The organism is Lishizhenia tianjinensis, from assembly GCF_900116425.1.
Lineage (GTDB): Bacteria > Bacteroidota > Bacteroidia > Flavobacteriales_D > Crocinitomicaceae > Lishizhenia > Lishizhenia tianjinensis.
In genome coordinates this window covers 1-17,835 of the sequence record NZ_FPAS01000007.1, presented here as the reverse complement: position 1 = coordinate 17,835, position 17,835 = coordinate 1, and the positions used below count along the sequence as shown (strand labels likewise).

Below are 17,835 nucleotides of genomic sequence, written 5' to 3'. Positions count from 1 at the left end.
TTGCTTTTAGTTACTATTTAAAAATAACTAAAAAACCTTAAACCGTTACATCCCAAGCCCTTACTTTCTTTCCGCTAAAAAAAGAGGATGCCCATCAGGATCTGTAAAATGAGCTAGACGGATATAAGCATCATCTTCAAGGCTTAAGGTTATTCCTTTTGTTTTCAATGCCTCCACCTCATCATCAAATGCGCTAACTCCAAAACCAATGGAACTCGCAGTACCTATTTGATGGTTCTTTGTATTCTCGTGCAGGGCTATTGTTAAATCCACCGCTTGAATTTCTGCATAGTGATTCCCCCACCTATTCAGGAGTTGAAATCCAAGTGTTTCTGTGTAAAAAACTATGGATTTATCCATGTCCATTACCATAAGGTTTACCCTGCTCGCTTCTAAAGTTTTCATAGTAGCAAGATAAAAAGATGAAGGAAACGTAAGCCAATTGCTTTAAAAAAAATTACTGAACTGCCTTGTCTTTTTTGCGTGTACTAAATTTGAAAGGCGCATACAAGGGACAAAAATTAATAACACTCGTTAAAACAAATATTCCTGCTAAAACTAGCAATACAACTTCTAACGTACCCGATATTACATCCATGTAGGCAGCTCCAACAATAATTGCTGCAATAATTATTCTCACATTTCTGTCTATTTTACCCATGTTCTTTTTCATAACTCAATGTTTTATACATTAAAATTAGACGATACAGAACGGATAAAATTGACGAAAGTCAACGGATCATTTGAGAATAAACGATTTAGGACTTCTTCGACTTAAACAGCCCAAACCAATTCGGGTTTAAAAACTTTGCTTTGATTAGTACTATTGGAAAAATTAGGAAACAAACTCCAAAGGCCAGTGAAAGTCCTGGAGTAACATTTGCCGCACTTTCATAATAAAAGCGAAAAGCTAAGGTCACCACTATATAAATACTCAGCACTATATCTGAGGTTAAAGGAGATAATTTAAACTTCATATTTTCATCTTTTACATCAAAGGAGTTCTTGTACCTCTGAAATTACTTTCTTCACAGAGAAAGGTTTTACCAAATACTTATCAGCACCCAATTCTAACCCTTTTGCGATATCACTTTCTTTATTTTTTGCAGATAGGAAAACGACGCTACAATTTTTCAAATCTGGGTTCGCTTTGATTCTTTCCAAAGTTTGGAACCCATCTACTTTGGGCATCATAATATCTAGAATTACTGCATCAGGCACCTCTCTGCTTATGGTTTCATACGCCTCCTCTCCATCTCTGGCAATAAAAACTTGGAAACCCTTCTTTTTAAAAGCATATTCCAAAGACATTACTATGTTCGGTTCATCATCCACTATCACTATTTTCCTACTCATACCCTTCTGCTCTATTGTTAAAGAGGCAAGCTAAAACTAAAAGTAGCTCCACCCTTCTCATTCTTTTTGTATTTTATTGTTCCCTTGTGCACTTCTACAATTTGCTTAGAAATCGCCAAGCCAAACCCACTACCGCTGGGCTTAATTCTGTTTTGGTGATTCGATTGAAAGAACTTTTCAAAGATATACTTCTCGTCTTCTTCGGGTACACCTGTTCCATTATCTATTACATATACTACTAATTCGCCTGACTTTCTTTTATAATCTACCTCTATGCATCCTATTTCGGGATCGGCAAACTTTAAAGCGTTGGAAAGTAAATTCGTCAAAACCTGGGTAATTCTATCATGATCAAACCTTAAATATACACTCTCTTCTGTTTTTAGTACCAACTTGCAATTCTTACTTGCTGCCAAAGTTTGAAAACTACTACACGTTGCTTTTACAGTGGTGTAAATATCTCTAATCTGAAGATCTAAATCCGTCCTTCCTGTAGATAACTTTTCAAAATCGAGAATATTATTAATCAAACGAGAAAGTCTGTCTGCATCTTGTAGAATATTACTTAAAAACTGGGTCTTCAATTCAGGTGGCATTTCCTCCAAATCATCTATCAAAAGTTCTGTAGAAGCACGTATTCCTGTAAGCGGTGTTTTCAACTCGTGAGCAACGGTATCTAGGAATTCATCCTTTTGCTTATCTTTTATCAATAATTCCTCATTGGCATATTGTAGTTGATATGCCAATGTTGCTAGTTCTTCTGACTTCTCTTGCAAGAGTTTATTATTATCTATAGTCTTTTTGCTTTCTTCCAACACTTTTAGCACCTCTACCAAACTCACTTCTTCTTCTTTTACAACATTGGCTATTAAAATTTGAGCTGAAGCACCCCCCAAGCGCGAGGCCAACAGCTTTTCTGAAAAATTTATAAGACGTGCATCGGCAGTTTGTGTATCGGGAGGTAGTTCATATTTTCGAAAAAAAAGCGATAAGGCCCTGTTCGTTCTTTCTTCACCCAAAAACCTATTCAATACATTCTTTATATCTGCCACATAGGCCTCCCCTTTCCACACAAGTGCATTATCCTGAAGGTTAGAAAAATTCTTGTCGTCTACAAAAAGCTCTGCAAAATTTCTTTCTCTATAATTCCCCTTAGTGGTTAAAGAAAAGGTGAGGTAAGCTAAAATATTAAAGGTCATACTCCAGAGAAAAGCATGGGCTGTAGGACTTAAAAACGATAATCCAAACAAGGCTTGAGGTCGCAGAAATGAAATCCCCCATGGACCATATACAGAGAAATCATTATTTCCAGTTATTGCTTCTAAGGTATGCGGAAGTACAAAAGTATAAATGGTGATGAGTACTCCGATTACAATTCCAATAATAGAAGCTTTGGCTGCCCCCCTGTTCCAATAGAGTCCAATAAAAAACGATGGTCCCAACTGCGCAACAATCACAAAAGCCATCAACCCTATGGATATTAGTGGAATTTGAGTGGTAAAACTGATGTAAAACAAATAAGCCAAGGCTATGATTAAAAAGATGGAAACCCTTCTTATGTTTTTAATAGATTCTGTATTACGCTGGGTTTGTCCTTGAATAAACCTTCCTAAAAATCCATAAGGAATGATGAGGTTGTTACTCACCATAGTACTCAAGGCCAAAGTAGAAACAACCACCATGGATATCACAGCCGAAAACCCACCTAAAAAGACCAGCAAAGCCAACCATACATTTCCATTTTGTAAGGGAAGTAGAATGGAGTAATACTCGGCTTTTGAGGCATCTCCAATTAAAATATTTCCTCCCCAAGCGATGTAAATCACAAAGAAATTAAAGAGCAATAAGTAAAGCGGAAAGAGCCAAATCGCTTTCTTCAAATGCTTCACACGCGTGTTCTCAACCACAGTAACCTGAAATTGACGTGGCAATAAGAAAATAGCCATAAAGGAAAGCGCTATCATAAAAGACCAATTGAAGGCGTTTTCCAAGCCTCCGAGTCGGCTTATAGATTCAAAATTTTCTGTTTTTGAGATTTGTTGATAAACATCATCCGGTCCGTTGAACATTCCAAACGTTACATAGACACCTATGATTAAAAAGAAGACTAATTTGAGTATGGATTCAAAGGCGATGGAAGCAATAATCCCCTTGTGTTTTTCGGTAGCATCAGAAGTCTGGGTTCCAAAGAAAGTGGCAAAAATAGCCAAGAGCAAAGCAATGTAAAAGGTGGAATCTTGAAGGACAGCCTTCCCTGTGTTCAAGGCATCCCCTATCATAATGTGAAAGGTGTCTGAAATGGCTTTTAATTGCAGAGATATATAAGGAATGGTAGCCAACAAGCATACCAGCGTCACCACAGCTCCTAAGGCTCTATTTTTTCCATAGCGCAAGGAAATAAAATCTGCAATGGAAGATACGTTATGATTTTTGGATATGCGGAGCACTTTGCGTATCACAACTATCCATAGAGGTAATGCGATGACTGGCCCCAGGTAAATGGTCAAGAAGTCGTAGCCTGAATTAGCTGCCTTCCCCACACTCCCATAATAGGTCCATGCCGAACAATACACCGCTAGCGACAAAGAATAGATATAAGGATTATTCACCCATTTGCGTGTACGTTGTTTCTCTGCTAGAAAAGCGATGTAGAAAATTAGCCCGAGGTAGGCCAAAATAATCATGAATAAAACAGCACTATTCATAGAACTTAGAAAGGATACGGTAAGCAAATAATACAATGAGCAACCAAACACTAAAAATGTAGAGGTATAACACAGGTATTCCACCCACGGCTTCGTTGCTATCAAACATCAATACAAAGGGCACATTAAATGCCAGCAAAGCGACGATGGAAAGAACTACAAATTTTTGTTCATGCCTTTTTTTCATGGTAGGTTAAAATAGGAAAAAACAACCCAAATGAGTTGTTTTTTCCTTATAATTTTCATTTCTAATTAATGTTGTTGCGCCTCTCCCGCACCTGAAGGTATACGAATATCTTCTACAATTTCTTGCACATTTTTCGGAGGAGGTGGAGTTAACCTAGAAACCACTACAGAAACCGTGAAGTTGATTAACATGGCAATGGTTCCGAATCCTTCTGGAGAGGTTCCAAACCACCAGTCTTCGGCTGGAGATGGATCCATTACTCCGATTAATCCAGTTTTGAAACGTATCATATAGTACAACATCAATACGATACCTACAACCATTCCGGCGATGGCTCCCTCTTTGTTCATGCGCTTATCAAAGATTCCTAAAATAATAGCCGGGAAGAAAGATGCTGCCGCCAAACCAAAGGCCAAGGCCACAACGGCTGCTACAAATCCTGGAGGGTAAATACCAAATAAACCAGCAACAATAACAGCGACAAAAATACTGATACGTGCCACCAATAACTCTCCTTTATCTGAGATATCTGGTTTGATTTGTTTTTTCACCAAATCATGCGAAACAGAAGTTGAGATCACCAACAACAATCCAGCTGCCGTTGACAATGCCGCTGCTAATCCACCCGCTGCTACTAAGGCTATTACCCAGTTTGGAAGCTTTGCAATTTCTGGATTGGCCAATACCATGATATCTCTATCTACGTATAATTCATTAACTTCAGAAAGGTTAGGATTGGTTACCATTCGTTCACCATTCACACCTCTTTCAGGACCAAAAACTGGCTTTTTCCCGTCTATAGCAGAACCCGCAACATATTGAATTTTTCCATCCCCATTTTTGTCTGACCAAGCAATCAAGCCCGTTTCTTCCCAGTTCTTAAACCAAGCTGGTATTTCAGAATAAGAAGTTTCACTTACGGTTTGAATCAAGTTTGTTCTCGCGAATACAGATACTGCCGGCGCTGTTGTATAAAGAATAGCAATAAACAACAAGGCCAATCCTGCAGACTTACGTGCATCCTTCACCTTAGGCACGGTAAAGAATCTTACAATTACGTGAGGTAATCCTGCCGTACCTGCCATCAAAGCCAAAGTAATGGCAAAAACATCCCATGTAGATTTAGAACCACTGGTATATTCTTTAAACCCTAATTCTGTGTGTAAAGAATCGAGTTTATCCAAAATATAAGTTCCGTCAGACATCTTGCTTCCCATTCCCAATTGAGGAATTGGATTTCCTGTCATTTGAAAGGAGATAAAAATAGCGGGAACCATGAAGGCAAAAATCAATACACAATACTGAACTACTTGGGTATAGGTAATACCTTTCATTCCTCCTAAAAAGGCGAATACAAGTACAACTGCCATACCTATAATAACCCCTAAAACAATATCCACTTGAAGAAACTGAGAGAACACAATTCCCACACCTCTCATTTGTCCGGCAACATACGTAAAGGAAACTATCAAAGCACAGATAACCGCAACTGTTCTTGCTGCATTCGAATAGTATCTATCTCCAATAAAATCAGGAACTGTAAACTTTCCAAACTTCCTTAAATAAGGAGCCAACAATAAGGCTAAAAGTACATAACCACCTGTCCATCCCATAAGATAAACTGAACCATCATATCCACTAAAAGAAATTATTCCGGCCATGGAAATAAAGGAAGCCGCACTCATCCAATCGGCCGCTGTGGCCATACCATTTGCTAGCGGAGAAACCCCTCCACCTGCAACATAAAATTCTTTGGTCGATCCGGCTCTCGCCCAAATCGCAATTCCAAAATAGAGGGAGAAGGTTACTCCCACTAGTATATAAGTCCATACTTCTACTGACATAATCTTATTTTAATTTCATTATTAATCTTCTTTCTCTTCGTAACCGTATTTCTTGTCCAATTTGTTCATCAAGCGTACATAAACAAAAATCAGGATACAGAACACATAGATGGATCCTTGCTGTGCAAACCAAAATCCGAGTTTAAAGCCTCCCAACTTAAATTGGTTCAATTCTTCTCTAAATAAGATTCCGAGAACATAGGAAACCACAAACCATATCACCAACAAAATGGTGAGGTACCTTAGGTTTTCCTTCCAATAGGCTTTTGCATTTTCTTTGTCTTTACTCATAGCTTTATAGTTTATAGGTATATCATAGCTTGCAGCGTAACTCCGTTTGTGGTTGCACCGAACTGTTGCTGTTTATACTCAAGGGTTAATTTAGAATGGTGCCCAGTTAAGTAGTAGTTTACTCCCACGCCCAATACATTTCTATTGATATTAGAAGCGTCATACTGGTTCACCGCATACGAAACATAGGGCTGAATTTTTGGCTTGTCAGCTCTACCAGGAATTACATAACCAACATGGCCATAAATCATGCTCCCCGTTCCATATGCACTGAATAAATAATCTTCTCCGTAATCGTTCATTTGATAAGTAGCGTAAGCCGAAATAGCTCCGCCTTTAGACCCTATAGGTTGTTCATAGAAAACATCTCCGGCAAAAAGCAGAACATTTTCACCACGCATACCTCCCACTGTATCTGTGGCAACCACAGCCCCGTTAGGATGCGCAAAGAAACCTGCTCCTACATTTAAAACTTTTTTAGAACCGGCATAGGTTCCTACTTTAAAAGGCAAGAAATTCGATTCTTTATCCCAGAATTGGTATTCGAAATAACCGGCGTAGGCAAACCCTGCTTTTTGAGACCCTAGTAAACGTTTTCCTCCGTAAACCGCTCCTCCGTTTAATTCAGGATCACGCATATCCAAACCATTGGTCATGGCATCATTCATGGCCACTCTGTATTGTAACTTCCCAATAGCACCTTTGGCAAATATCCCAAGATGTCGCGCAAATTGATCGGTTAATCCAAGGGTAGACCACGATTGGCGGTTGTTGTCTAAAGTCATCATATTTAGAGTACTTTGGTTGTTCAACCTAGAAACACCATTAAAATAATGGAGTCCCGCTCCTACCGCATGATTTTTACCAACTGAGTACTGTCCCCAAACATCGTGGAAAAAGAGTTGTGCATTGGCACCTGTACCTACGGGTGACATATTCCCTGCGTTTAAACTGTTCAATCCAAAATGGGTAAGGATGAGAAATTTCTTTGAAATTTGAGAGTACATCAACACACGTGCTCTTCTGAGGTTGAAATTTACAGGTGAAGCATTAGGGGCTACATTATCTGAATAAGCCGCTTGAATTTGGGCCCAAGAAATTAATCTGAAATATTTGGAGCCATCATCATTCAGACTCACTTTCAATCCACCTTTATAGATATCTGGTGACTTTTGAGCCTGTGCCGCTCCTCCAAAGAGTAAAGCGCAAAAGAGCGCTCCATAGCAAATAGTAGTTTTCATAGTCATTTGAATTTCAATAGCTAAAGCGCTATTTTTTCCTATGACCAAATTGAAATAAACTTATGAAGTTTGCTAAAGTGATATATAAAATTGTAAACCTTATAGTTTTAATCCTTAAAACGCTCCCATTTAATCAGCATAAACTTGTCTCCCAACTCGGTAACTATGGCACCAGAGCCCTTCAGGTTTTCCGTATCTTTAAAGTAGTTTGCTAATTCTGCGGCATTTAAAATTTTATAGGAAGGATGATAATTGGTGCGTTCTGGTCGTTTTACTTTGTACTTCTTCACCCAGTTCAAAACGCTAACGTGTGATACGCCTAAAACGCGTTCTATTTCTCTATAGGTCAACCCCTCTAAATACAACTGCAAGGCTTTATTTACGTAATAATCAGAGATTTTCTTTCCTTCTTTAAACACAGTAAAATAGTAAGAACAATCTTTGCATTTATAACGTTGTCGCTTGTTTACAATCCCGCTTTTAACGAAATTTTCACTGGAACAATTGGGGCATTTTTTCTCTGACATATACTAATTTAGCAAATGTATATCAAATAAGCACAATATACAGTTGATTATTTTTTAATGTTTTGGAAAACTTGAAGTCGCAGCCTGAGTTTGCGCTGCATGAGCACAGGATAAAAGTTACCCAAAAGGTTAATGGCTAAAATCAAGGCACTTAACAGTACTTTTCCCTGTATAAAAATAACAACGCTTAACACAAGTAAGACCATGAAGGGTAAAAAGTGACCTATTTCTGCTTGTTTACTTTTAAAGTCAAGAGCATCAATTCCTTTCTTCCCACCAGAAAAAAACTCCTTTCTCTGTTTCTTCCGTCCCCAATAAAAGAACATCAACAGCTTCTTAAAATATTTTACGCCAAAAAAACTATACAAACCCACAATTCTTGATGCCGAAACATTGGAATAAAAAGTTGGGTTAAAGAGTTTAGAAATGGGAAAAGCAAATGATAAAAAGGCAAAGACACCGGTTACAAAAAGGTTCAACAAAAAAGACCAAATGAAGCATTCAACACTGCTCAATTCTTCCTCTTTCCAAAGAGCTTTCGTTAAATGAATACTTTGAAAAACTAAAAACAGTGAGAGAATAGTAAACAGAATTCTCTTTAAAAAAGAATGCTTTACTTTTTCCATCAATACGCCCTATCCTTCTTTAAAACGCCCCAGAAAAAGAGCAATGCACTTGCTGCCCAAGCAGCAAACAATACGCCGGCATCTATCTTCCAAAGGCCATCTAAATGTGGATAAATCATAAAAGTGGCGTGCGCAGCTATGTACAAAGAAACCACAAATTCTAGCAAGCCTCTCCCTTTATTTACAACACCTTTTATTAGAACTGGAATAGGAAACAAGAGCGCCCCTAATAAGAACAACTCTTTGGTGCCTTGTATTTGTAATAGTTTAAAAATGTAGCCCAAAACAACGGCTCCACCTATTACACCTATAAGAATTTGCAACCATTTCTTTTCGGCCAATCGAAACTCAAAAAAGATAATCACAAAGATCAAAAAGAGTTGAAGTCCTTTCACATTCAAGGTTTGATACCAGAGATAATTCCCCGTTAACAAACCTGATGCTGCAGGTATTGCAATTAAACTTAAAAGTACAAAGAGTACTAAGTGATATGTTTTTTTAGTTGTCATAATCTACTTTTTTCTTTTCGGAACAATACGATTAAGCTTACTATCCAAATTACCAACGTAAGCAAAAAGTCGCACCACCACATGGTTTCACTCATCCTAAAATTAAGATGTAGAAACATTAAAGGAATATACGTTAAAAAGAGTAGATGATAAAAAGGTCTATCCTTTTTCTTCCAATGAACCACTATCGCAAAAACAAAAAATAGCAAGGGAAGGTATTTTAATCCAATGATAAAGTTTGGCCAGTGCATAATTTTACTTAGGAAATCAATCACTATCCCCACTGCCGTAAGTATAACAACATTCATATACCATTTAAAGCTTGTTAATTTTGCTTCGTAATAAAGAATCACTCCAAGAACAACCAATTTTAACTTCTTTACACCCAAAGCATAGAACCAAAGTAAATCATCAAAGAAAATTCCAGAAATAGACGGAATTAGTATAATAGAAAGCAGTAGTGCAATTGAAAAATGATAATTAAAGTAAGGGTTTCTCACATCCATTCTAATCCCTATCATCTTCCCAAACCAAAGTTTCTACTACTTCACCTTGCCATTCAGGACAAGTTCCATCTCCACCTCCCGTAAATCCACCCGTAGGGGCACAAACTACCTTACACTCCTCATCATACAAATAGCTGTATTGATCGCAACAATCGGCCGTAAATAAATAATACACTTCTCCATCCACTTCCCATTTGTAAACTTTAGCAGGCGGATTCTGCACCTTGTCGTTATACAATTTGCTTATTTTCTGCTCTATACAATCAGGTACATCCGTTTTAATATCAGGCTTTTTACAGCTCACCAACACCATCAATACAGATAAAGGAAGTATGTTTTTCATGGGGACTTTAATTTACATCCCCTAAAATACAAAACTATGGGCACAAAAAAAGGCCTCCGTTTCGGGAGACCTTTTCCAATATAACTTCACATCTTAAATGTGCATTGCTCTATCTTCAGTTGCCGCCATTGCAGCTTCTTTTACCGCTTCACTGTACGTTGGGTGAGGGTGAGAAATTCTAGCGATGTCTTCAGCAGAAGCTCTGTACTCCATAGCTGTAACACCTTCCATAATTAAATCTGCCGCTCTTGCTCCTATGATGTGCATACCCAAAATCTCGTCTGTTTCTTTGTCAGCCAAAATTTTAACCAAACCTTGAATATCCATGCTTGCTCTTGCTCTACCCAAAGCTTTGATCGGGAAAGATCCAACTTTGTAAGCAACTCCAGCTTCTTTCAATTCTTCTTCTGTTTTACCAACAGCAGCAACCTCTGGCCAAGTGTAAACTACACCTGGAATCAAATCGTAGTTGATGTGAGGAATTTGTCCGGCCAAGTGCTCAGCAACAAATACTCCTTCTTCTTCCGCTTTGTGTGCCAACATTGCTCCTTTCACAACATCACCAATAGCGTAAATACCGTCAACGTTTGTTTTTAAGTGACTGTCTGTTTCTATCTGACCTCTGTCATTCACAGCAACACCAACGTTTTCTAATCCTAATCCATCCGTGTAAGGCTTTCTACCTACAGAAACTAAACAGTAATCTGCTTCTAAAACTACCTCTTCACCTTTTTTATTCAATGCAGTTACTTTCACACCTTCACCTGTATTTTCAACAGACTGTACACGGTGCTCCATGTTGAACTTCATTTTCAATTTCTTCAACACCTTTGTTAACTCTTTCCCCATCGTTCCATCCATGGTAGGGATGATAGATTTTGCAAATTCTACCACCTGTACTTCAGTACCTAAACGAGCGTAAACAGAACCTAACTCTAATCCAATAACTCCACCACCGATAACGATCAAGTTTTTAGGAATTTCTTTCAAGGCCAAAGCTTCAGTAGAGGTAATAATACGCTTCTTGTCTGGCTCCATTCCTGGGAAGTAGTTGGGCTTAGACCCTGTTGCGATAATTGTGTTCTTTGTTTCCAAAGTAGTTTCCTTACCGTCTTTATCTGTAACCTTAATGGTGTTTTTATCTACAAAAGATCCAACTCCGTGGTGCACATCAATGTTGTTTTTGTCCATCAAGAACTTCACCCCACTACATGTTTGCTCAACCACTTTGTCTTTACGCGCTATCATCTGAGTAATGTCAGCTGCCACGTTTTCAACCTTAATTCCGTGCTCTTCGAAAGTGTGTGTTGCATTGTGGTAGTGCTCAGAAGAATCTAACAATGCCTTAGAAGGAATACAACCTACGTTCAAACAAGTACCTCCTAATGTGTCGTACTTTTCTATGATAGCTGTTTTCATACCCAATTGCGCACATCTAATTGCCGCAACATATCCTCCAGGACCTGATCCTATTATTGTAACGTCGTATTTACTCATGTCAATTTAATTGATTACTGCAAATTTAGAATTTCATGTCAAGTAAGCCCCGATTTTTACAGATAAAAACTGCACAAATTTCTATTTCTTTTGCTTTGTCTTTTAATCGGCATCCTTATCGGGTTTTCCGTTGTAGTATCCAAAGGCCATGGCAAGCAAGAGTAATGCGTCTAGCACACTTCCGCTGGTCGTATCCTTTCCGCAACATTTGCTACCCATCCCCTTCGGCCAGCTGCCACTCCACCCCCGGGCTGGGGTTCTATTCTGAATTCAAAATGTAAGGTTCAAAATTTAAAACTCCCCCCTAACTCATAACTCATAACTCATAACTAAAAAAAGCCGCACCTTTCGATGCGACTTTCACAGTTCAATAACGCTAAACTATGCGTAAACCGAAGCCTTTTTAAACTTCTCGACTAAGAGGTAGTAAAAAATAGCTCTGTACTTGTGCTTGTTGGACCTACCCAATTTTTCAATTACCTCGTCTATGGCTTTATCCAATTCCGCTGTATCAGCTAAACCTAACTTCTTAATTAAAAAGTTTTGACGAACTGTTTTCAATTCAGTTTCGCTACTCGCTGATACCGTTTCAGAATCTTTAGTGAAAATTGCAGGACCGCAGCCGATTACTACTTTTTCAAATAATGCTGCATCGTAAGAAATGTTTAGTGTGTTCATTTCTTGGTGATACTTGTTGATCAAGTCACTTCTTTTACTCATAATTTTAGTTGTAATTTGTTATTAATAGGTGTTATGAAAATAACAAAAATTCTAAGCCTTCACCCTCATAACCAATTATTTAATTTCATTCTAAACACTTCACCCTGAAGATTTAAAAACTAATCACTACGTTACACCCTGTCTTATTCCCTGAAAATCAAACCTAAAAAAAAGCGAGACACTTATCATCCCTCCTAAATCTATACCCTACTGATCATAAAACTTTTATAAAAAATTAATCTTAAAATATTCTTCTGCTCTGCGCTTTCTGGTAACTCAGACTAATAGAATGCTGCTATCTTTGTAACAAAGGCAAAAAAATGGCGCAAGAAAAAAAATCAAGATTACACCCCAACAATAAGAACAACGAAAGGTATGATTTGGAGGCTTTGTTAATTGCCGTACCCGAACTTTCTGAACATCTTAAACAGAACAAACTGGGAGAAAAGTCTATAGATTTCGCCAACCCAAAAGCCGTAAAACTCCTCAACCAAGCCTTGCTCAAACACTATTATGGCATCCAATATTGGGATTTCCCAGATAGAAATTTGTGTCCACCCATCCCCGGTAGGGCTGACTACCTTCATTACTTAGCAGATCTCCTAAAAGAAAGCAACTACGGTAAACTTCCCGATGGAGATAAAGTTGTGCTTTTAGATGTTGGTGTAGGTGCTAACTGTATTTACCCCTTACTAGGAGTTGTAGAATACAACTGGAATTTCATAGGATCTGATATTTCTGAGCATTCTTTATTTAGTGCACAAAACATTATGGATCACAATCCAGCAATAGCACCCAAAGTAAACCTTATGTTGCAGCACAACCCTAAGGACATTTTCTACGGCATAATAGACAAAAATGAATCTGTAGATTTCACTATGTGTAATCCTCCTTTTCATGCTTCCGCAGAGGATGCCAAAAAGGGATCAGAACGTAAAGTAAAAAACTTAAGTGGTAAAACTTCCAAAGACCCTTTGCTCAATTTTGCAGGTATCAGTAACGAACTTATTACCGAAGGTGGTGAAAACAAATTCCTCCATAAAATGATTAAAGAAAGTAAGAAGTTTGGCAAAAATTGCTTTTGGTTCACTACCCTTGTTTCTAAACAATCGAACTTGAAAGGAATGTACAAAGCTTTGGAACGCTTCCATGCCACTGACATTAAAACCATAGAAATGGGTACGGGAAATAAATCTACCCGCATCGTTGCTTGGACCTTCCTTAACAAAGAAGAACAACAAAATTGGAGAGTGACGCGTTGGAAATAAAAAAACAAGCCTCTTAAAAGACTTGTTTCAACATCTATATTATTCCCACCAATTAAGGCATCACTATCATTAGAAAACCAAAGAAGATGAACAGCAAACCAACAAAGTGCTGAAAAATGGCTTTCCCTTTTGTTTCCTTCTTATAATAGTGGTGTAATTTACCTCCCAATATTGCCAAAAGTGTAAACCACAAAATCCCAAGTAAGGTATACAACACACCCAAGCTTAAGTAAGGAAAGGGATTTGTTAAACTTTCTTGCTCTATAAATTGTGGAAAGAAAGCTACGATAAACAAGGCTGCTTTTGGGTTTAAAAAATTGGTTAACATTCCACCCCAAAAAGCATTGGTAGCCTTCTCTTGCGTTTCCTCAATTCGCGTTGTTTTCAAAATCAATTTACCACCCAAAACACTTAAATAAATTGCACCGGCTATTTTAATGACTTGCAGCACAACGTCAAACTGAGCGATGGCAAAACTAAAGACCAATCCTAAAACAATAATTTGAATAAACATGGCCACATTTACTCCCAATCCCGATTGAAGTCCAGCAGACCTTCCTCGCAACAAAGTATTGTTTAATACATAAAACGTATCAATACCCGGAGTTATAATAAATAATACAGCAATACTTAAAAATGCTAAAACACTCTCTATTCCCATGATATAGTTCATTAAAGGATGAATAATTAGAACTGACTTTCAATTCACGGTACAAAGAAAAAGACTAATATTCTTCTAAAAAATGTCGATATTGGCACTACTAATGCAATTTTCACATTAATGGACATTCAACAAATAAGATATTTCCTCATTTTGGCAAAAGAACTTCACTTTTGGCGTACTTCAGAAAAGGTCTACATCACCCAATCTTCCTTGAGTAGAAGAATAAAAGCCTTGGAAGATGAATTGGGTGTTGAACTTTTTGAGCGCAACAAACGCAATGTAAAACTCACAGAGGCCGGACGTTTTTTAAAAGACAAATGGGAAGTATTGATTGATGAAATAGACCGAACACATTTGCACGCCAAAAAAATTGATGAGGGAGCAACGGGTTACATCAACATTTGTTACCCCGGATCTATTTCCTTTAGTTTTTTACCTGCTGTTTTGGAACGCATCTCCAGTAGTTTACCCCAACTAAAAATGGACCTGATGGAACCCACAGATCAGAACCATGGAAACCTCTTATTGAATTACACCATAGACCTTGCTTTTAGTAGAGAGGCAGTACGAAACCCTGCCATACAATACAAACAGTTGTACAAAGAAAATATATGTATAGTAGTTCCCGAAAAACATTGGTTAACCCGCGAAAACTTCACAGGACTAGCACAACTCAAGGAAGAAAACTTTATTATGTCGGGGTTGCACTACACTACTTTCTATTCAAGTTTACTCCGCCAATTATTCAATGAAGCAGAATTTGACCCTCACGTGAGTATAGAATCTGATTTTGGGTCTATGATTTTAGGTTTGGTTTCTAAAAATTTAGGGGTATCTATCTTACCTAAATCTTTCCAAATGGCACAAATGCCTGGTGTTAGATTCATAGATATAGATCAGGAAATTGATCTTTTTGTAAACTATAGAAAGGATGATAAAAGCGCCGTACTCAAAAATATACTCTACATCGTTGACTTATTAAGCGAAGGATTTAGGGTAGAATAATAAAGAAAAAGGTCCCCAAACCTGGAGACCTTTTCTTTATCTTTTATCTTGTTGCTTACGACAACAAATCTTCATCTACTATATTCGGCAAGGTAACCTTTAATAAAGGTTCTTTTTCCATTGCTCGTTTAATTGCAAAAATAGCACCTTCATTTCTTGCCCAGTTTCTACGCGCAATTCCGTTGTTCACATCCCAGTGTAACATCATTTTCAAACGTCTATCCGCTTCAGATGTACCGTCGAGAAGCATACCAAAACCACCGTTGATTACTTCTCCCCATCCTACACCACCACCGTTGTGTATAGAAATCCATGTAGCACCTCTAAATCCATCACCGATAACGTTTTGTATAGCCATGTCTGCTGTAAAACGAGATCCATCATAAATGTTAGATGTTTCTCTGTATGGAGAATCCGTTCCAGAAACATCGTGGTGGTCACGACCTAAAACAACGGGTCCTATCTCACCTGCAGCAATTGCATTATTAAAGGCTTCAGCTATTTTCATACGTCCTTCAGCATCTGCATATAAAATACGTGCTTGAGAACCTACTACTAATTTATTTTCTTGCGCACCTTTGATCCACTGAATGTTGTCTGCCATCTGTTGTTGAATTTCTGCAGGACTCTCCTTCATCAACTCTTCTAACACTTGACAAGCAATTTCATCCGTCTTTTGTAAATCTTCTGGTTTACCTGATGCACACACCCATCTAAACGGACCAAAACCGAAATCGAAACACATAGGTCCCATGATGTCTTGCACATAAGAAGGGTATTTAAAATCAATACCATTCTCTGCCATAATATCAGCACCTGCTCTAGAAGCTTCTAACAAGAACGCGTTTCCGTAGTCAAAGAAATATGTACCCTTAGCTGTGTGCTTATTTACTGCATTAGCATGACGCACCAAAGTAGCTTGAACTTCTTTTTTGAATTGCTCTGGGTTGTTGGCCATCATGTCGTTCGACTCCTCTAAAGTCAAACCAACAGGATAATAACCACCCGCCCAAGGGTTGTGTAAAGATGTTTGGTCTGAACCTAAATCCACATAAACTCCTGCTTCATCAAATTTCTCCCATACATCAACGATGTTTCCTTGGTAAGCAATAGAAACTATTTCTTTATCTGCTTTCGCTTTATTTACGCGTGTTACCAATTCATCCAAATCAGTAATTACTTCATCTACCCAACCTTGTGAGTGACGCGTATGTGTAGCTTTTTCATTGATTTCTGCACAAACTGTAATACAACCAGCAATGTTACCTGCTTTTGGCTGCGCTCCAGACATACCTCCTAAACCTGCAGTAAGGAAAAGTTTTCCTGCTAATCCTTCTCCATTTTTGGCAACTTTACGTCCCGCATTCAATACAGTAATTGTAGTTCCGTGCACAATACCTTGTGGCCCTATGTACATGTAAGAACCTGCTGTCATTTGTCCGTATTGCGTAACGCCTAATGCGTTAAACTTCTCCCAGTCATCTGGTTGAGAATAATTAGGAATCATCATACCGTTTGTAACAACCACTCTCGGTGCATCCTTGTGTGATGGGAACAATCCCATTGGGTGACCAGAGTACATGGCTAAGGTTTGCTCGTCTGTCATTTCAGACAAGTACTTCATCGTTAAACGGTATTGAATCCAGTTTTGGAAAACGGCTCCATTTCCACCGTAAGTGATTAACTCGTGTGGGTGTTGAGCAACTGCATAATCCAAGTTGTTTTGTATCATCAACATGATTGCTTTCGCCTGCAATGATTTACCTGGATATTCGTCAATAGGACGTGCGTACATCTTGTAATCTGGTCTGTATCTCAACATGTAGATACGCCCATATTTATCCAATTCTTCTTTAAAATCTTCAATCAACTCAGCGTGTTGTTCCTTTGGGAAGTAACGCAAAGCATTTTTAAGGGCTAATTTTTCTTCTTCCTTCGATAAAATCTTTTTACGAATTGGCGCATGGTTTATGTCCTTTTCGTATTCTTTTTTGGCAGGAACCACACTAGGTATTCCTTCCTGTATATCTCTTTGAAATTCCTCTAACGTCATGTTTTTAAGTCTTTCTTTAATTCAATTTCTCCCCAAATTTGAGGAATGTTACAAAAATAATAAGTTAATGCTTAGAACTTCTATAAACACAAAAAATCCCGACTTGTTCAGTCGGGATTTTCACATATAAATAAATCAAACATTAACGCATCACTTGAACATAACCTGTTTTCGTGAATTTAGCATCGTCTTGTTTGTTTCTAGCCTTAAAGGTCCAGGTATAAACTCCAGTTGGAACTTGTTTTCCATTGTAGGTTCCATCCCACTGTTGTTCAAGGTCAAAGCTTTTCCATATTACTTCTCCCCATCTGTTGTAAATCGTCAATTCTACTGAGTAAACATCTATACCTTCTACAAACACTCTCCATGAATTGTTGTATTCATCACCATCTGGTGTAAAGGTATTTGGTGCATACATGATTACCTCTGGTTCTACAGTTACCATTTTTACGATGGTATCTACACATCCTATGTCTGAGGTAGCAATTAACAT

The 17,835-nt window shown here is 38.0% G+C and carries 21 protein-coding genes and 1 pseudogene; 2 read left to right on the top strand and 20 right to left on the bottom strand.

Annotated elements, in window-relative coordinates; genetic code table 11:
• Positions 1-60: 60 nt before the first annotated feature.
• The 17 genes and pseudogenes from BM327_RS15285 to BM327_RS15210 all read right to left on the bottom strand — a co-directional run bounded on the left by BM327_RS15285 (position 61) and on the right by BM327_RS15210 (position 12,352).
• Positions 61-405 (bottom strand): VOC family protein, encoded by a 345-nt coding sequence (locus BM327_RS15285; protein ID WP_090253115.1) that lies wholly within the window; start codon positions 403-405, stop codon positions 61-63.
• A 52-nt stretch (positions 406-457) separates the two neighbouring features.
• Entirely contained in the window at positions 458-673 is a 216-nt protein-coding gene (locus BM327_RS15280; protein WP_090253110.1) for a YgaP family membrane protein, read from the bottom strand.
• An 85-nt stretch (positions 674-758) separates the two neighbouring features.
• Positions 759-977: a hypothetical protein gene (locus BM327_RS15275; RefSeq protein ID WP_090253107.1), complete on the bottom strand. Its 219-nt coding sequence runs from the start codon at positions 975-977 to the stop codon at positions 759-761.
• 16 nt (positions 978-993) lie between these two features.
• Entirely contained in the window at positions 994-1,356 is a 363-nt protein-coding gene (locus tag BM327_RS15270) for a response regulator transcription factor (protein ID WP_090253103.1), read from the bottom strand.
• A 17-nt stretch (positions 1,357-1,373) separates the two neighbouring features.
• Positions 1,374-4,061 carry a sensor histidine kinase gene (locus BM327_RS15265; protein ID WP_090253099.1) on the bottom strand — a complete coding sequence of 896 codons (2,688 nt, stop codon included), beginning with the start codon at positions 4,059-4,061 and terminating at the stop codon, positions 1,374-1,376.
• A complete protein-coding gene (locus tag BM327_RS15260) occupies positions 4,054-4,248 on the bottom strand; it encodes a hypothetical protein (RefSeq protein ID WP_090253095.1) in 195 nt (64 codons plus the stop codon). The genes BM327_RS15265 and BM327_RS15260 overlap by 8 nt, the downstream gene beginning before the upstream one ends.
• Positions 4,249-4,313: 65 nt before the next feature.
• Positions 4,314-6,092 (bottom strand): sodium:solute symporter family protein, encoded by a 1,779-nt coding sequence (locus tag BM327_RS15255; RefSeq protein ID WP_090253091.1) that lies wholly within the window; start codon positions 6,090-6,092, stop codon positions 4,314-4,316.
• Positions 6,093-6,113: 21 nt separating this feature from the next.
• On the bottom strand, positions 6,114-6,383 hold the full coding sequence (locus BM327_RS15250; RefSeq protein WP_090253087.1) for a DUF4212 domain-containing protein: 270 nt from the start codon (positions 6,381-6,383) through the stop codon (positions 6,114-6,116).
• Between the two features lie 11 nt (positions 6,384-6,394).
• The gene (locus tag BM327_RS15245) at positions 6,395-7,624 is read right to left on the bottom strand and encodes a hypothetical protein (RefSeq protein WP_244526237.1); all 1,230 of its coding nucleotides are present in this window, start codon (positions 7,622-7,624) and stop codon (positions 6,395-6,397) included.
• Between the two features lie 107 nt (positions 7,625-7,731).
• Positions 7,732-8,043 carry a terminase gpP N-terminus-related DNA-binding protein gene (locus tag BM327_RS15240; protein WP_170853781.1) on the bottom strand — a complete coding sequence of 104 codons (312 nt, stop codon included), beginning with the start codon at positions 8,041-8,043 and terminating at the stop codon, positions 7,732-7,734.
• A gap of 12 nt (positions 8,044-8,055) precedes the next feature.
• Positions 8,056-8,151 (bottom strand): annotated as a pseudogene (locus BM327_RS16025) (transposase-like zinc-binding domain-containing protein); the annotation flags it as partial.
• A 47-nt stretch (positions 8,152-8,198) separates the two neighbouring features.
• Positions 8,199-8,777 (bottom strand): glycosyl-4,4'-diaponeurosporenoate acyltransferase CrtO family protein, encoded by a 579-nt coding sequence (locus tag BM327_RS15970; RefSeq protein WP_090253078.1) that lies wholly within the window; start codon positions 8,775-8,777, stop codon positions 8,199-8,201.
• Positions 8,777-9,286 (bottom strand): hypothetical protein, encoded by a 510-nt coding sequence (locus BM327_RS15230; protein WP_090253073.1) that lies wholly within the window; start codon positions 9,284-9,286, stop codon positions 8,777-8,779. Before BM327_RS15230 ends, BM327_RS15970 begins: the two co-directional genes overlap by 1 nt.
• A complete protein-coding gene (locus BM327_RS15225; RefSeq protein ID WP_139230414.1) occupies positions 9,283-9,807 on the bottom strand; it encodes a hypothetical protein in 525 nt (174 codons plus the stop codon). The genes BM327_RS15230 and BM327_RS15225 overlap by 4 nt, the downstream gene beginning before the upstream one ends.
• Positions 9,794-10,135: a DUF6970 domain-containing protein gene (locus tag BM327_RS15220; protein ID WP_090253066.1), complete on the bottom strand. Its 342-nt coding sequence runs from the start codon at positions 10,133-10,135 to the stop codon at positions 9,794-9,796. Before BM327_RS15220 ends, BM327_RS15225 begins: the two co-directional genes overlap by 14 nt.
• Before the next feature lie 93 nt (positions 10,136-10,228).
• Positions 10,229-11,632 carry a dihydrolipoyl dehydrogenase gene (gene lpdA, locus BM327_RS15215; RefSeq protein ID WP_090253062.1) on the bottom strand — a complete coding sequence of 468 codons (1,404 nt, stop codon included), beginning with the start codon at positions 11,630-11,632 and terminating at the stop codon, positions 10,229-10,231.
• Between the two features lie 381 nt (positions 11,633-12,013).
• On the bottom strand, positions 12,014-12,352 hold the full coding sequence (locus BM327_RS15210) for a DUF2853 family protein (RefSeq protein ID WP_090253057.1): 339 nt from the start codon (positions 12,350-12,352) through the stop codon (positions 12,014-12,016).
• Between the two features lie 320 nt (positions 12,353-12,672).
• Here BM327_RS15210 and rlmF point away from each other — a divergent pair, with 320 nt between their 5' ends.
• Positions 12,673-13,620: a 23S rRNA (adenine(1618)-N(6))-methyltransferase RlmF gene (gene rlmF / locus BM327_RS15205; protein WP_090253053.1), complete on the top strand. Its 948-nt coding sequence runs from the start codon at positions 12,673-12,675 to the stop codon at positions 13,618-13,620.
• Between the two features lie 52 nt (positions 13,621-13,672).
• Here the strand turns inward: rlmF and BM327_RS15200 are convergent, their stop codons facing one another.
• Positions 13,673-14,293 (bottom strand): LysE family translocator, encoded by a 621-nt coding sequence (locus BM327_RS15200; protein WP_090253050.1) that lies wholly within the window; start codon positions 14,291-14,293, stop codon positions 13,673-13,675.
• 108 nt (positions 14,294-14,401) lie between these two features.
• Between BM327_RS15200 and BM327_RS15195 the strand changes: the two genes are divergently transcribed.
• Complete coding sequence (locus tag BM327_RS15195) at positions 14,402-15,289, top strand: LysR substrate-binding domain-containing protein (protein WP_090253045.1); 888 nt, start codon at positions 14,402-14,404, stop codon at positions 15,287-15,289.
• A gap of 55 nt (positions 15,290-15,344) precedes the next feature.
• Here the strand turns inward: BM327_RS15195 and BM327_RS15190 are convergent, their stop codons facing one another.
• Both BM327_RS15190 and BM327_RS15185 read right to left on the bottom strand, forming a co-directional pair.
• Complete coding sequence (locus tag BM327_RS15190) at positions 15,345-17,342, bottom strand: urocanate hydratase (protein ID WP_090253040.1); 1,998 nt, start codon at positions 17,340-17,342, stop codon at positions 15,345-15,347.
• A gap of 142 nt (positions 17,343-17,484) precedes the next feature.
• On the bottom strand, positions 17,485-17,835 hold a 351-nt coding region (locus BM327_RS15185), incomplete at its 5' end, for a T9SS type B sorting domain-containing protein (RefSeq protein WP_090253035.1).